This window comes from Bacillus sp. L381 (assembly GCF_030284525.1).
In the GTDB taxonomy this organism is placed as follows: domain Bacteria; phylum Bacillota; class Bacilli; order Bacillales; family Bacillaceae; genus Bacillus; species Bacillus amyloliquefaciens.
The window spans coordinates 890,008-905,507 of record NZ_CP127224.1 but is presented as its reverse complement, the minus strand read 5'-3'; the positions used below and the strand labels follow the sequence as shown (position 1 = coordinate 905,507).

The 15,500-nt window shown below is 45.5% G+C and carries 18 protein-coding genes; 1 reads left to right on the top strand and 17 read right to left on the bottom strand.

The features are described from left to right. Window positions 1-153: 153 nt before the first annotated feature. Window positions 154-354, top strand: a complete 201-nt coding sequence (cspB, locus tag QRX25_RS04495; protein ID WP_003155376.1) for a cold shock-like protein CspB — start codon at window positions 154-156, stop codon at window positions 352-354. Between the two features lie 83 nt (window positions 355-437). On the opposite strand, the gene QRX25_RS04490 is transcribed toward cspB, so the two are convergent. From QRX25_RS04490 to QRX25_RS04410, 17 genes are all read right to left on the bottom strand, one after another. Beyond that, window positions 438-1,385, bottom strand: coding sequence for an ABC transporter permease (locus QRX25_RS04490; protein ID WP_115997871.1), 948 nt, complete (start codon window positions 1,383-1,385; stop codon window positions 438-440). Continuing rightward, on the bottom strand, window positions 1,378-2,295 hold the full coding sequence (locus tag QRX25_RS04485; protein ID WP_212100780.1) for an ABC transporter ATP-binding protein: 918 nt from the start codon (window positions 2,293-2,295) through the stop codon (window positions 1,378-1,380). Before QRX25_RS04485 ends, QRX25_RS04490 begins: the two co-directional genes overlap by 8 nt. Then, window positions 2,296-3,012 (bottom strand): ABC transporter ATP-binding protein, encoded by a 717-nt coding sequence (locus QRX25_RS04480; RefSeq protein WP_212100777.1) that lies wholly within the window; start codon window positions 3,010-3,012, stop codon window positions 2,296-2,298. Next, window positions 3,002-3,379 (bottom strand): GntR family transcriptional regulator, encoded by a 378-nt coding sequence (locus tag QRX25_RS04475; RefSeq protein WP_115997868.1) that lies wholly within the window; start codon window positions 3,377-3,379, stop codon window positions 3,002-3,004. The genes QRX25_RS04480 and QRX25_RS04475 overlap by 11 nt, the downstream gene beginning before the upstream one ends. 2 nt (window positions 3,380-3,381) lie before the next feature. After that, window positions 3,382-4,149: a hypothetical protein gene (locus QRX25_RS04470; protein ID WP_212100774.1), complete on the bottom strand. Its 768-nt coding sequence runs from the start codon at window positions 4,147-4,149 to the stop codon at window positions 3,382-3,384. 119 nt (window positions 4,150-4,268) lie between these two features. Next, on the bottom strand, window positions 4,269-4,640 hold the full coding sequence (locus QRX25_RS04465; protein WP_065981019.1) for a hypothetical protein: 372 nt from the start codon (window positions 4,638-4,640) through the stop codon (window positions 4,269-4,271). A gap of 12 nt (window positions 4,641-4,652) precedes the next feature. Beyond that, window positions 4,653-5,186: an NAD(P)H-dependent oxidoreductase gene (locus QRX25_RS04460; RefSeq protein ID WP_013351620.1), complete on the bottom strand. Its 534-nt coding sequence runs from the start codon at window positions 5,184-5,186 to the stop codon at window positions 4,653-4,655. 24 nt (window positions 5,187-5,210) lie between these two features. Next, window positions 5,211-6,806, bottom strand: a complete 1,596-nt coding sequence (locus QRX25_RS04455) for an MFS transporter (protein WP_065981017.1) — start codon at window positions 6,804-6,806, stop codon at window positions 5,211-5,213. Window positions 6,807-6,846: 40 nt separating this feature from the next. Next, window positions 6,847-7,512 (bottom strand): HlyD family secretion protein, encoded by a 666-nt coding sequence (locus QRX25_RS04450; protein WP_014471640.1) that lies wholly within the window; start codon window positions 7,510-7,512, stop codon window positions 6,847-6,849. Window positions 7,513-7,548: 36 nt separating this feature from the next. Beyond that, on the bottom strand, window positions 7,549-8,013 hold the full coding sequence (locus QRX25_RS04445; protein ID WP_212100771.1) for a MarR family transcriptional regulator: 465 nt from the start codon (window positions 8,011-8,013) through the stop codon (window positions 7,549-7,551). 186 nt (window positions 8,014-8,199) lie between these two features. After that, window positions 8,200-9,378, bottom strand: a complete 1,179-nt coding sequence (yhbH, locus tag QRX25_RS04440) for a sporulation protein YhbH (protein ID WP_065981015.1) — start codon at window positions 9,376-9,378, stop codon at window positions 8,200-8,202. 188 nt (window positions 9,379-9,566) lie between these two features. After that, window positions 9,567-11,462 carry a serine/threonine protein kinase PrkA gene (prkA, locus tag QRX25_RS04435; RefSeq protein ID WP_065981014.1) on the bottom strand — a complete coding sequence of 632 codons (1,896 nt, stop codon included), beginning with the start codon at window positions 11,460-11,462 and terminating at the stop codon, window positions 9,567-9,569. A 358-nt stretch (window positions 11,463-11,820) separates the two neighbouring features. Next, window positions 11,821-12,531, bottom strand: coding sequence for a hypothetical protein (locus tag QRX25_RS04430; RefSeq protein ID WP_212100769.1), 711 nt, complete (start codon window positions 12,529-12,531; stop codon window positions 11,821-11,823). A gap of 11 nt (window positions 12,532-12,542) precedes the next feature. Next, window positions 12,543-13,256 carry a polymer-forming cytoskeletal protein gene (locus tag QRX25_RS04425; RefSeq protein WP_249199292.1) on the bottom strand — a complete coding sequence of 238 codons (714 nt, stop codon included), beginning with the start codon at window positions 13,254-13,256 and terminating at the stop codon, window positions 12,543-12,545. Beyond that, complete coding sequence (locus QRX25_RS04420; RefSeq protein ID WP_212100765.1) at window positions 13,247-13,879, bottom strand: YhbD family protein; 633 nt, start codon at window positions 13,877-13,879, stop codon at window positions 13,247-13,249. The genes QRX25_RS04425 and QRX25_RS04420 overlap by 10 nt, the downstream gene beginning before the upstream one ends. Window positions 13,880-14,003: 124 nt before the next feature. Further along, the gene (trmL, locus tag QRX25_RS04415; RefSeq protein ID WP_101605566.1) at window positions 14,004-14,486 is read right to left on the bottom strand and encodes a tRNA (uridine(34)/cytosine(34)/5-carboxymethylaminomethyluridine(34)-2'-O)-methyltransferase TrmL; all 483 of its coding nucleotides are present in this window, start codon (window positions 14,484-14,486) and stop codon (window positions 14,004-14,006) included. Between the two features lie 36 nt (window positions 14,487-14,522). Beyond that, on the bottom strand, window positions 14,523-15,434 hold the full coding sequence (locus QRX25_RS04410; protein WP_065522030.1) for an amidase domain-containing protein: 912 nt from the start codon (window positions 15,432-15,434) through the stop codon (window positions 14,523-14,525). Window positions 15,435-15,500 lie beyond the last annotated feature (66 nt).

The window sequence follows — 15,500 nt, the reverse complement described above, 5'->3', positions numbered from 1 at the left end:
TGTTTTTTCTCCGGATTACTGGTAGAGTAAAGGTAATTATTTTTGTTCGAACTATCTTTAAGAAGAAAGTTTTGTAAGAGTTTTCGTCTTGGAAGTTTGTTTAAGAGCAAGAATAGTGAATTTAAGCGTTATGTCGCTTTAGGAGGAAATTTCATGTTAGAAGGTAAAGTAAAATGGTTCAACTCTGAAAAAGGATTCGGATTCATCGAAGTAGAAGGTCAAGACGATGTATTCGTTCACTTCTCTGCTATTCAAGGCGAAGGCTTCAAAACTTTAGAAGAAGGCCAATCTGTTTCTTTCGAAATCGTTGAAGGAAACCGCGGACCACAAGCTGCTAACGTAACAAAAGCATAAATGTCTTAAAAAACCTGCCGGTGTAAGCCGGCAGGTTTTTTTAATTTAAAAGCTGTTTTGCAAAGGCAAAACAGCTTTTTATATCAGGTAGCAATATCCCGTTTTAAGAAGACGCCGAATGCGAGCGCCAGAAAAATAATGAAGTAAATCACAAGCATCACAACAGAAAATGTCATCGTCATCCCCTCTACTAAAGGAGTCCCATTCATATATTGCGATAAATCCGTATTGGCAAATAAAATATATTTTGCCCATTCAAATTTCGCAGCGAGAAATACAGTCGCCGTGCTTCCCATAACCAATAGAAAAATAGAGAATCCGACCGCTAACGAACTGTTCCGGAATACTGCGGACAGCATAAACGCCATCGTCGCAAGCATAAAGGCCGAGACAGATTCATATACGTATGTTTTCGCCAGAAATGCGATGATATTTTGCTCAAAAACTTGGCCGTCTTTGTAGACGAGATGAACGTTAGCGGCTGTGTCTCCGCTTGTGCCGAAAAAGAGTAATCCCAACAGAGCGGAGCCGGCAAATAAAATTACAAGCATCAGCAGCCCGAACAGCAGCACCGTCATATATTTAGAAAGCAAAATCTGAAAACGGCTGAGCGGGCGGATAGCCAGGAGCTTGATCGTCCCCCAGTTGAACTCATTCGCCACGATGCCTGCGGCAATGATGATCGTAAACAGGCCGGTCAAAACAGTCATCATCGCTGAATCAGCTACGTATGACCACACTGTGTACCCTGTATCTTTCGGGATATTATGATCAATGCGATATTCATTTATCGCGATATTCTGTTTCAGATTATCAATGAGAGTCTGATTTCCGGTCTCCTTCATCTGCTGTTTCATTTCTTTGTTTTCAGCCTGGAGCTCTTGTTTCCAATTCGGATTGGCTTCGTCGGTGGTAAAGTGGTTTGAGAGAAGCGCAAAGCCGATCATCGCAACGCCTAAAATCACAATCATTGCCCACGTGCCGACACGGCTGAAAATTTTAATCCATTCATTATAGATCAGGTTAAACATATTGAACCTCCTCTTTCGTCCCGCCGGTTATTTCCAAGAAACGGTCTTCCAAAGATTTTGTGATGATTTTCACTTCATATAAGCGGATGTTTTCACGGACGAGCAGTGATATCACATCAGGCACTTCCTGTTTTGACAGCTTGATATCAAGGCCGTTTGTCTTCTTAACACATTCAATCTGACTCAGAACGGCAAGTGCCTCTTCTCTTTGTTCAATATGAAAGAAGTATGTATCTTTATCCTCTTTTCCTTCATCCCTTACCTTTTGTATGTCGACAAGCTCCCCCTTTTGCAGAATGCCGATTCGATCGCACATTAACTCCATTTCTGACAGCAGATGGCTTGAGACGATGACCGCCATCCCTTTTTCGCGTGTCAGCTTTTTCAGATGGTCCCTGATTTCCCTGATGCCTGCGGGATCAAGGCCGTTTGTCGGTTCATCCAGAATCAGAACCTTAGGATTATGCAGCAGGCTTTGGGCGAGACCGAGGCGCTGTCTCATCCCGAGAGAATAGGTTTTTACTTTGTCATGTATTCTGTCCTGTAATCCGACGAGCTCGATGACCTCATCTATTTTTTCTTTCGTAACGCCTTTTACCATCCTTGCGTACTGCTGTAAGTTTTTATAACCGCTCAGGAATTTGTACAGCTCCGGGTTTTCCACGATGGCTCCGATGTGCCTGACCGCTTTTGAATAGTTTTTCGTAATGGATTCCCCGCAGATTACGATGTCTCCATGAGACAGTTTCATTAATCCGACCATCATTCTGATCGTAGTGGTTTTCCCCGCTCCGTTCGGCCCTAAAAACCCAAACACTTCGCCCGCCCGGACGGAAAAGCTCAGATCATGAATAATCGTTCGTCCTTTTATCGTTTTCTTTACCTGTTGCAGTTCCAATACCGTTTCCAATTAGAATCCCCCTTCTTTTTCGTGCTTCTGCATGACGCTTTTATACCATTGAAGCACGGACATTCCTTCCTGCTCGCGAATTTCTTCGACCTCGCGCTGTTCAGCGATTTTCCCTTTTCTGAACACCATCACTTCGTCTAACAGCGTCTCAATCTCATCAATCTCATGTGTGGCGATGACTACGATCTGACTGTCAAAATCAATATAAGATACGAGACTGTTGACAATCGATTCCCTGACCGCCGGATCCAGGCCGGAAAACGGCTCATCCAGCAGAATAACGGATGCTTTTCTCGACAGGGCCAGGACGATTTTCAGCCTGCCCCGGCTGCCTTTGGACAGCTCTTTTATCTTCTGCTCCGCTGAGAGATTCATTTCCGATAATAGGCCGTGTGCTTTTTCCAGCTGAAAATCCGGGAATTGTGAATGATAAAATGTGAGCATATCGCTGACAGTCGTCCGGGCGAAAAACATATCATGTTCGGTTAAATAAGCCGTACGAAGAAGCATGTTCCGGCTTACGGCACGGCCTCCGATCCGGACGGTGCCCGCGGTCGGGAACGCAAGCCCGGCAAGCATTTTCAGCGTTGTTGATTTACCGCTTCCGTTCGGCCCTAATATTCCGTAGATCTTACCCGGAGACAATGAAAATGAGACATCACTGACCGCGAGCCTGCGGCCGTATTTTTTTGTTACGTGTTCAAAATCAAGATTCATCGTTTGCTTCCTCCGCATATTGTTTGATCCCGTCGAGCATTTCTTCAGCAGATAGCCCCAGCTCCGCCATTTCCTGAATAAAGCGTTTGAATACGTCTTTTGTCAGCCGGTCTTTCAGCTCTGCTTTCAGATCAGGTCTTTCTGCTATAAAGGTTCCCTGTCCTCTTTTCGTTTCCACGATCCCCAGCCTTTCCATTTCACTGTATGCTCTTTGTATCGTATTCGGATTCACTTTCATCTGTAAGGCCATCTCTCTAACGGACGGCAATTTGTCTCCCGGCGAAAGCTCACTTCGGATCAGCCGGTAATATACACGGTCGGCAATCTGCAGATAAATCGGCTTAGATGACTGAAATTCATGCTCCATCATTACACCTCAACCTTGCGATTCAGCAGCATAGAGGCCAGCGCGAGACAAACCGCCGCAAACACGATCACGGCAAGGAAGCTGAAAAGCGAGAAGTGGACGGCCGTCAGCTCCATCTTCCAGCCGGCCAATTTTGTATAGTGAAAATCAAAATCCGCATACACTTTTACCGGCCATAAATGATGTTGAGATGAAGTGAAAGGCGTAATGATTTTATCGTCAATATAAGACCATACTGCGGCAAGCACGATGCAGATCACCCAACGGAGGACGGGAAAATGTTTTAACGAGTGAAAAACAGTCCAAAATACGGCTACAATCACAGATAAGTACGCTGAACTGATCAGCAGATAAGCATTCAGTCCGGTAATTGTGCCGGCAAGGGGAACGGGCTGTTCAAGGACTCCTTTTGCAGAAAGCATCCGGTACATCCAAATGCCGTAGCCGGTCAGCCCCAGCTGTCCGATAAACTGATACAGCAGTGAGGCCGTCAGCTTGGAAGCCAGCAGATAAAACCCGCCATTCGGATTGTAAAGCCACAGCTGATTTTTCCCTTCCTTATGGAGGTGATAGTACATAAAAAGCGGCGCCACAAGAAATTGAAAAAACCCCATTGCCGCAAAAAAGCCGAAAATGACGAGCGGTTCTTTCTGTCGGGCAGCGATTACGTGGGCTGTAAGCGCCCAGCAAATCATGACGCAAAGCCAAACCGCGAGCCAGACCCATGAAACCTTCGCATCTTTTTTCAGCAAACCTAAAAACGATGTCATTCTTTTTTCTCTCCATTCGGATCCAGTGTATGAGTAACATAGTACACTAGATCATGACGAATGACAATATCCGCAATAAAAAAAGGCAAATCCGCTCTTACGCAGATTTGCCTTTTCCGTTACTTCTTTTTGTTTTTTAAGGAGAGCAGCGCATCACGATAGCTGCTATCCTGCATTTTGCCGCCGCTTTCGGGATCATTTGTTTCCTGATCCGTTTCAGAAGCCTTAAACTTCTGAAGCGCCTGACGGTACACATCATCGCCCATTGTATTCTTTTTCTCACGGGGAGCTTCAGATTTTACAACGACGGGAACATGCTCGGCTGAGCGTTCCTTGGCCGGATCATGCTTTTCCGGCTGTTCGGCTGCAGTGCCGATCGCTTCTCTGGTTTCTTCTTTGACATTCTGCCCTGCAGCAGTGCTGCGGACATTGAATGTGATAAGAAGTGCAATTACAATGACAGCAGCAATAACCGCTATAATAATGGCCATATAACCCTCTCCTTACTGTCGTCCGGCTGTTAAATTACCTGTAACCTGGCTGACACGTCTGCCAAGCGCGCGGCCTAATTGAAGGCCTTCTTCCGTCATCAGCACATCGCTGTCAACCGGGCATGTGACGCCTGCGCCGTAGTAAGAGCCGTACAGAGCGTTTTCAGGGACGTTTCCGGGAAGGCCGACAACAATCATGCCTTGGTGAAACATAGGAGTAATCAGATTGTGCATAGTCATTTCTAATCCGCCGTGCGTTGTCGCCGTCGTGCAGAATACAGCGCCGACTTTATCAATCAGCTCGCCTTCAGCCCACAGGTAGCCGAGTTTGTCGATCCACGCTTTTAAGCCTGAACTGATAGTGCCAAAGTGTCCGGGGCAACCCCAGATAATGGCATCCATATCTTTCAGCTTGCGGATGTCGGCTTGATCGACATGGTCAATCAAGACTTCAGCCTCAGCGTTTTCTCTTGCTCCTTCCGCAATGGCTTCGGCAAGGTGTTTTGTGTGTTCGCCTTCACTATCGTACACTACGTAAATTTTCATTCAGGAAACCTCCCATTCAGATGATTAAGATTCCTTCACTTCTTTAGGGGCCGGAAGCAATGACAGCTCCTCTTTTTTCTTCGCCCGCTGTTTGTCTTTCCGTACGTCACGCAAGAACAGGCTCAGGACTACGCCGATAACCGCAAAAATCGTCGCCCACATAAACGCGTCATTAATCCCCATAACATTGGAATTAAGTGAAGCTGTTTTGTAGAGATATGAATAAACGGTTTGTTTCGCCGCATCAAGCGACATGTTCATGTTGACCATTAAATTCGAAACCTCGCTTTGGAACGACTGCATGAAGCTTGGATCAGCCGTGCTCGTTTTATCCGCAATCTGCGAATAATGCATAGTCGTACGGTTCGTATAAATAGTTGTGATCAAACTTGTTCCGATTGAACCGCTGATCTGGCGGAGCGTGTTGCTCATCGCCGTGCCGTGGCTGTTCAATCGTGCCGGAAGCTGGTTCATCCCGGCTGTCATAACAGGCATCATTAACAGTGACATACCGAATGCGCGGATAGCATAGACAAGCATGATATGCGTATAAGGTGTGTCAATTGTCAATTTTGTATACTGGAATGTCGTTGCGACCGTGATGACCAGCCCGATGATCGCAAGCGGTCTCGGACCGATTTTGTCAAACAGAATACCGGAAATCGGCGACATGATCAGCATGACAATCGCGCCCGGCAATAGCAAGAGACCCGATTGCAGCGCCGTAAAGCCGACTAAGTTCTGCAGGTAAATCGGAAGCAGGAACATTCCTGTGTAAAGCGCAACGGTAATAATGATGTTAATCACACTGGAAAGTGAGAAAATATCATATTTAAATACCCGGAAGTCGAGCATCGGTTTTTCAGAGCGCAATTGCTGAATGACAAACGCGGCAATCGCGATGATACCGACAATGACAGTAGACAGAACGATCGGATCGCCCCAGCCGTCACTGCCCGCTTCACTGACTCCGTAAAGCAATGAAGCAAATCCGACAATGGATAGGATCGCACCCAAGCTGTCGAGTTTGATTTTTTGCGGTTCCACCAAGTTCTTAAATAGGAAAAACGCTACGATAATAACGATCGCCCCGATCGGAACAAGGCCGTAGAACATAATGCGCCATGTGTAATGCTCAATGATCCAGCCGGAAAGAGTCGGGCCGACCGCAGGAGCAAACATCATCGCAAGACCGAAAATCCCCATTCCTTTCCCCCTGCTTTCAGGCGGGAAGATAAGCAGAATGGTTGTCATGACAAGCGGCTGCAGGATACCGCCGCCGACCGCCTGAATTAACCGGCCGATCAGCATGGTTGAGAAGTTAGGCGCGATACCGCAGACTAACGTTCCCGCTGTAAAACAGAACATGGCTACGAGAAAGAGGCTTCTCTGCCCGAACCGGGTAATTAAGAAGGCCGATAACGGAATCAAAACGCCGTTGACCAGCATGTACCCGGTCGTCAGCCACTGAATCGTCGTCGCACTCACACCGAACTCGGTCATTAAGTGCGGCATCGCCACGTTAAGAAGCGTTTGGTTCAAGATCGCCAGGAATAACCCGGCCATAAGCACAATAAGCAATGTTTTAGGACTTTTTACTTGATTATCTGATTTAGCCACCTAAGACAACCTCCCTTCATGGTTTGATGACTGATCTGTATTATTCAGAGATTTTTACAGATGCGTTCATACCAGGAAGCACCTTGTCAGATGGGTTGCTAAGTGAAATTTTAACAGGAACTTTTTGTGTTACTTTTGTGTAGTTGCCGCTTGAGTTTGAAGAAGGCAGCATATCAAAAGTTGAAGTTGTCGCATAACCGATTTCTTCTACAGTTCCGTCAAATGTTGTATTCGGGTCTCCGTCCACAACGACATCTACTTTGTTTCCTACTTCAATGTCTTTAATGTCTGTTTCTTTAATGTTCGCAGTGATGTAAAGGTGTTTCATGTCAATTTCTTGGGCAATTGTCGTACCGGCTTGCACCATTTGGCCGTTTTTCACTTGATTTTTCACGATTGTTCCATCCATGATGGCTTTTACGTCAGCATTTTGCTGTCCTTTGATTTTTGCAACAACGTCGTTTTTACTTACTTCTTTCCCCTCGTCAAGGTTCCAGTCAGTTACTTTACCCGCAGCAGGAGCTGTGATAGCAGCCATGTCGCCGGCAACTTTCGCTTCATCGGTTTTTACATAGTGCGTGCTTTGATAATAGTAGTAAGCACCTCCGCCTATAATTGCAAGAACAACAATCAAACCGATAATGTTGGTCAGAATTAAACGTCCTCTGTTCATTTTGTTTTCTCCTTTCGTTTCTTCCTCTATCATTTTGTGGAATGATGATAAAAATATGTGGGGATTTTTTTATTTACCGTTTTTCATTGCACAGCCGTTTGCAAGCTTCGTTAAACTTTCGGCAAGCTTGCGCAGGTACTGCATGTCAGCGGTATTGAGCTGCTGGTATAAGATCGCCGCTTTTTCGGCATATTGAACAGCAGCTTTCTGTAGAAGTTCTTCCCCCTCTTCGGTTAACTGAATCATAACAACACGCCGGTCGTCGTGATAGTCGCTCCGATCCATTAAGCGGCGCTTATACAGAATATCGGTCATCCTCGTGACAGACGCCGGTTTCAGATCAAGCGACAAAGCCAGCCTTGAAAGCTGCGTGCTTTTGCTCTTATGTATTTTGAACATCAGCAGATACTGCAGAACTGTAATATCATAAGGCTCCAGAACTGTCTCCAGAATCATTTTCTGCTTTTTGTAAATCGATCTGGAAGTATCAAACAGCTGTTCAAAACTGAGCAAAGCAAGCTCTGATTCAATCACCGTATTTTCACCTCATTCCCTTAATAATAGTTCACAAGATAAAATATTAATAAATGTAAGAAGGTTTGTAAAGAGAAAAGTTTCATTTTTTAAGGATTTTTTTTATGCCGTTTTTTCTCTTTATTTTTAATTAAAAAAAGCCGGACGAAGAATCGCAGCCGCACGATTCTTCACTCGGCTTTATGTTTAATACGATGCTTTGCTTACACCCGCTTCCTCTTTTTGAAAAAAGCTTTTCAGCGCTTGAAATACGTCTGATTTCTGCTTCAGGATGTAATATTTAAACTTATCATCTTTGACATTTTTATAGGCGGACATGAGTGTGGAATGCCTGTTATATTGATTGACCTCACCGTAGCAGAACAGATTCGATTTTTTCATGATGTCATTGACAAGCTTTACGCACCGGGCATTATCCGAAGTTAAATTATCTCCGTCTGAGAAATGGAACGGGTAGATGTTGTAGCGGGCGGGGTCATATTTTTCATCAATTAATTCAAGAGACTTCCGGTATACGGAGGAGCAGATGGTTCCGCCGCTCTCGCCTTTTGAAAAGAAATCTTCTTCAGACACAACCTTCGCTTCCGTATGATGGGCAATAAATTCGATTTCAACCGTTTCATACTTTGTCCGTAAAAATCGTGTCATCCAAAAAAAGAAGCTCCTCGCCATATATTTTTCCCATACGCCCATCGAACCGCTTGTATCCATCATGGCTAATACTACAGCTTTCGATTCCGGCTTCGTCACATCATTCCATGTTTTGTATTTCAAATCTTCCGGATAAATCGGGTAAAACGACGGCTTGCCTGACATGGCGTTTCGTTTATAGGCCGACAGCATCGTCCTTTTCTTATCAATATTCCCTGTCAGCCCGGTTTTCCGGATATCATTGAACTCGATATCGGTATGGACGATATTGTCCCTTTCTTTTTGCTGCAGATTCGGCAGTTCTAATTCCTGAAACAGCGCTTCTTCCAGATCCATCAATGAAACTTCCGCTTCATAATAATCCTCGCCTGCCTGATCGCCGGCTCCCTGGCCTTTTCCGGCCCCCTGCTTTTTATCTGCGCCGTCTCTTGCGACGACATCGCCGACTTCGCTGTCACCGTCACCTTGGCCGACATGTTTGTTTTTATCATAGTTATAACGGATTTTATATTCATCAAGCGAACGAATCGGGATTTTCACGACATCCTTTCCGTTGGACATAATAATGCTTTCCTCAGTGACAAGGTCCGGAAGGTTGTTTTTTATCGCTTCCTGTACTTTCTTTTGATGGCGCTGCTGGTCGTCAAAGCCTTTGCGATGGAGGGACCAGTCTTCCTCTGAAATCAAAAAATTTCCGCTGTCATTACGGGACATGAATTCCCCTCCTTAACCGTTATGGTCGTTTTACATGTGTATTCCGGCTTGTTCCTGTTTATGAAACAAGTCCGGCGAAAAGATTTATTCTTATCTTATGCCGGACGGACTCTCCAATTGACAAACAATTGCGAAAAACAGACAAAAGAACCCGTCCTTATACGGACGGGCCTTTCATAAATCAAGCATCAGCGGTTTAACAAGCTTCCGACATACTTCAGCAGTTCATTTGCGCTTGTCGAATTATAGCCGTGTTCATCTATTAACCGCGCCACTACCTCATTGACCTTTTTAAGCTGCTGCTCATCCGGCGTTTTGGTTGAAGTCGTAATTTTCACCACATCTTTTAAGTCGGCGAACAGCTTTTTCTGAATCGCTTCACGGAGTCTTTCATGTGAATTATAGTCGAAGCGTTTTCCTTTTCTCGCATAGGCGGATATGCGGATTAAAATTTCTTCTCGGAACGCTTTTTTCGCGTTTTCTGAAATGCCGATCTGCTCTTCAATGGATCTCATCAGCTTTTCGTCAGGATTCATTTCTTCTCCCGTCAGCGGATCGCGGAGCTTATTTTTGTTGCAGTACGCTTCCACATTATCTAAATAATTATCCATGAGTGTTTTAGCGGATTCTTCATATGAATAGACAAACGCCTTCTGCACTTCTTTTTTGGCAATGTCATCGTACTCTTTCCGGGCGGCGGAAATAAAATTCATATACCGCTCTTTGTCCTCGGCAGAGATGGAAGGATGCTGGTCAAGTCCTTCTTTTAATGAACGCAGCACGTCAAGCGAATTGATGGATTCCATATTTTTTCTGATAATCGTTGAGGAAATGCGGTTGATGACATAGCGCGGGTCGATTCCGCTCATTCCTTCATCGTGGAATTCCTTCTTCATATCCTCCAGATCAACGGAATTGTAACCTTCAACGCTTTCTCCGTCATAGAGCCTCATTTTTTTGACGAGATCAATATCGGACCGGTTCGGTTCCTTCAGCCGGGTTAAAATAGAAAACATCGCAGCCACTTTTAATGTATGGGGGGCGATGTGAACGTCAGAAACATCACTTTCAGAAATCATTTTTTCATAAATCCGTTCTTCCTCGGACACCTTTAAATTATAAGGAACAGGCATCACGATGATTCTGGAGTGAAGAGCTTCATTTTTTTTATTGGAAATAAACGAGCGGTACTCCGTTTCGTTCGTATGCGCAACAATCAATTCGTCTGCTGAGATAAGCGCAAACCGTCCGGCTTTGAAATTCCCTTCCTGCGTGAGTGACAGAAGGTGCCACAGAAATTTTTCATCGCATTTCAGCATTTCCTGAAACTCCATCATTCCGCGGTTTGCTTTATTTAATTCTCCGTCAAACCGATAGGCGCGCGGATCTGATTCCGAGCCGTATTCGGCAATTGTTGAAAAATCAATACTCCCCGTCAAGTCGGCAATATCCTGTGATTTCGGGTCGGACGGACTGAAGGTTCCGATTCCGGTACGCTTATCCTCCGAGAAGAAAATACGTTCAACCTTTACATCTTCAATTCTGCCGCCGTAATCTTCTTCAAGCCGCATGACATTAAGCGGAGACAGGCTGCCCTCAATTCTGATCCCGTATTCTCTGTAGAAGTCTTCGCGCAGATGATGGGGAATGAGATGGAGAGGATCTTCATGCATCGGGCAGCCTTTGATGGCGTAAACTGCGCCGTTGTCTGTCAATGAATAGGCTTCAAGCCCTTTTTTCAGCATGGTGACAAGGGTTGATTTCCCGCCGCTGACGGGTCCCATTAATAGTAAAATCCGTTTTCTTACATCGAGCCGCTTGGCAGCCGGGTGAAAATATTCCTCCACGAGACGTTCCAGAGATTCTTCAAGGCCGAACAGCTCCTTCGAGAAAAAGCTGTATTTCTTTTTACCGTCATTCTCCTCGATTCCGCTGTCTTTTATCATATTAAAAACGCGAGAATGAGCAGACTGCGCGACCAATGGATTTTCTTTTATGATCTCCAAATAATCAGCGAACGTCCCTTCCCATTTGAGACGGTGCTCTTCCTCTCTGTACTTTTCAATTTTCTTTAATATATCCATAAGAACCTCCTCTATCATGGTTAATGCACTAGAAATAAGGTACTTTGTTACAATCTATGCGGTGATGTGAAATACATGCTTTTCGTTTCTTAAAAATAAAGGCGTTTTAAGGCGGTCATTGACAAGGGTCCTGTGCACCATTCATAATGAAAGAAATACAGTTTCATCCAGACTCGGACAGCAAATGGAAAAGCAAAGAGGAGGAGAAATGATGAAAACGATCATTTTACTGGGGGTCATTCTCACTTTTTTAGTATCCATTTTTACGGCGGGTTACGACAGCAAGCCTGAAAACGAATAACGGCAAAAAGGGTGCTCCTTATGAAGAGCACCCTTTCCTGTACAACATAACAATGTTTCATATTTGAATGTGTTCTTGGACAGTTGATTTCTCATGTGTTTTACAGCTTGTTTGATACTCAATTTTTCCGATTTTGCACCCCGGGCCGATTTCCACATGCTTTCCTCTGACGATGTCCGCTTCCGTATATTCGAGGTAAACTGTGTCTCCTTCAATCAATTTAGCAGAAAGCATTCCCGCTTTCCGTTTAAGAAGACCGGGTTTCCGTCTGACCGTAATCGATGTGCCGCCGATTTCTTTGACTTTGCTTTGGTCATAACGCAAATGGATGTTTACGTCTCCCGCGTTTAACAATCCCGCCACATTGATACAGCCGGTTACATGAAGCTGCTCCGTCTCGCAATCCCCGCTGACGGTGAGACTGCCTTTTATATGGCACTGCTCTCCAGCGGCACTGCCGGAAATCTCAGCAAGTCCTTTCAGCCTCATTCGGGTGAAACGCATAGAGCCGCCGACTTTCAGCGTGCCGATCACATTTGCGGAACGGGCCGATAAATCTCCTTCAACCTCATGCTCTCCGAAAATTTTCAGCCGGTTGGTTTCGGCATCTCCGAGAAAACGCCCTGTACCGAATATCCGGCAGCGTTCGCTTCGAAGTCCTTCGCCGACAGTCCCTTCTCCTTTAATGCTTACATTCTGGTAGGAGCCTCCGGCCGCGTGTCCGGCTCCGTACATTTTTAAATGACTCAATTTTTTTGTTGTTTCCACTGCAGCTCCTCCTATATTTTCACGACTTTGTTTACTGAAGCGGAAGGATCACATGTAAAATCGCCGCTGTATTCCACCGTCTCAATGATGCATCCCGCGCCGATCCGCACAGTTTTCCCGCGAACTGTCTGCGCGTTTGTGTCCGCCAAGTCAATGATGTCACCTTCAATCAGCTCTGCGGTCAGCACCGGAGCCGGCATCAGTTTAAAACGCGTAAGTACGCTTTTTCTGCTTATCACCTTCAAATGGCGGCAGCCGATTTCCTTCACATGGCTCTCACCCGCCGCCAGCTTCATACTGACTTCATCGGCGTTGAGCAGGCCGCCGATCTTGCATTTGCCTTCCGAACGGAACGTCTCTGTCTCGCAATCGCCTTCGATTCCGGCTTTCCCGGATATGAAGATATCATCAGCTTTCACACCGCCGCCGAAAGATGAAAATCCCGCGACGTTCAGCCGTTCCGTTTTGACTTCACCTTTAATGACACCCGTTCCGTTGATACGGATGGATTCGGCTTCAGCGCTGCCGGAAATTTTCCCCGAACCGCTGATCGTCAGCGTTTGCGTCTTGACATTCCCGTCTGTTTTTCCGCTGCCGTTAAACAAAAGGCTCGTGCACTCCACATCACCCGAGACCGTGCCGCTTCCGTTGATCTCCACCGTATGAAAACGGCCTCCTTTTGAACTTCCTGAACCGTTGATAACTAATTTATCTGTTACTTCCATTGATGGTCCTCCTGCATCCATTTCGTTTTTAATTCTTCTGATGCCGCAGCAAGCGCCACCCGTTCAACCACTTTGACAGATGGTTCAAACAGAATATGTTCCGCGTCTGAGATGAAGCACGTCGTTACGCCGAGTTTTCGGAGCATGACGAGCTCCGTATTTGCTTTCAGCTCGGAATCCTCATACGCTTTCAGCACCTCTGCCGCCATTTTCCCTTCGTCAAGATTGATATTGCCCGACTGCAAAAGCCCTTCAAGCACATATAAAGACAGCAGCGCGCGAGCCGTAAATGTCACGCCGCCTTCTCCGTAAACTTGCAGAGCGGCCTTTGAAATCAGCCCTTTTTGAAGCAGCTCCGCAGACGTTATGTTGACATCAGCCATTTGCGGAGACAGCATTTCCCTCATTTCATCCAAAGACAGATTTTCTTTCATTTTCTGTATTTTTGAGATACGTTTTAATATTTCCGCTCGCGGAAAAAATGTTTCCTGGCCTGTAAACGTTGATTTTCGGATAAACCATTCCTCAGGAATTAAATTTTTCCGCTTCCAGCGGTACAGCTGTCCGTATGAGATTGATGTTTCTTCAAGTAATTCTTTTTTAGAAATCAGTTGTTCCTCCATAAATCCAGCTCCTTTGATGAAAACATTGTAACATAACACTGTTACGTTTGTTAAGCCTATAAATATAAAATTGTCATGAACCCCGGCTAAATAAAAAAACCGCCCACGTCCGGGCGGTTTTTTCTCAGGTCAAATCTCTGTAATTTTGCTGGCGCAGCGCTTCATAAACAAGAATCGCGGCAGTGTTGGACAGGTTTAATGATCTCACATGCTCGGTCATCGGAAGACGCAGGCAGCGGTCCATATTGTTTTCGATCAATTCTTTCGGAAGTCCGCTCGTTTCTCTGCCGAATACGAAGAAAAAATCTTCCTCCGTATTTGAGTAGTCAAACGATGTATGCGGCTTTTGCCCGAATTTTGTAATGAAGAAAAACTTTCCGTTCTCATATGCCTCAAATAATTCGTCCAATGAATCATGATATACGACGTTGACGAACTCCCAGTAATCGAGTCCGGCGCGCTTCAGCATTTTATCATCGGTTGAGAATCCGAGCGGGCGGATCAAATGAAGCGTTGTGTCTGTTGCCGCACAAGTACGTGCGATATTTCCCGTATTGGCCGGGATTTCGGGTTGATATAAAACGACATGTAATGCCACGATGTTCACCTCTGTTTTTTATTCCGCCCACCATTATATCATTAATTACTCTTTTGTCGTATCATCCGTAATATGAAAAAACGCATATCTGATGGAAGGAGTATACGCCGTTGAATCCTCATATGACCAATATCTCATTCTGCTGTCATACGTTTGGGCATTGACAAGCGGCATATTGCTTTTATCTTTTGCGACGACAATCGTCGTATGATTAAAACGGCCATCCCCTTCAAAATCATAGCAAATCACATCCCCGGGCATCAATTCCTCGGCGCTTGACACCTGCACCGCGCGAAGACCGGCCTTTGATTGAGCCAGATACATCTTCATGGAATGCGCGACCGTCCAGCTGTAGCTCCATGAACTTTGCTTCATCCACCAGCCTGAGCCTCTGTTCGGATGCCCGCGCATCGGCGCTTTTCCGGCATGCAAACATTGCGAAATAAAATTTGTGCAATTGTCGCTGAAATTTTTATAAGCGGGGTTTCGTTTATTCCAAAACTTTTCCGCGTACTGAACGGCAGCCAGACGGTCGTATTGAAATGCCCTCCCGAAATCTTCCCGTTCACTCCGCTCATATTCGATTACGCTGTTTCCGTCAGAAAATCCGGCCGGTTTCTTCTTTACTTCCCTATCTTTAATCAGCAGCTGATCATAGAGAAATGCAGTCCGTTCCTCAATCTGCTCTTCTAAATAAAGATGTCCGTCCTGCTCCTTGCACAAATATTCGAAATGAATCGTGTACAATACGCATAACGTGCCGTCGTCCTCAAGACTGCTGTTGACAATGACGGCTTTCGCCTTCGCTTTAACAATGTCAACTTTCCGTTTTTCAAGCAGCTCTTTTTTTCTCGTCAGGACTTCAAGATCGCCGGCCGGTCCATTCTGCCTCATCTCGGTTCCGTTGACTAAATAATGAAGCCGGGCCTCCGCTAAATCTTCAATAATATGCTTCAAGCGCTCCACCCACCATACTTTTTTATAAAGAAAAAACACTTGAACTCCGGCCAAGTGCTTTTTCTC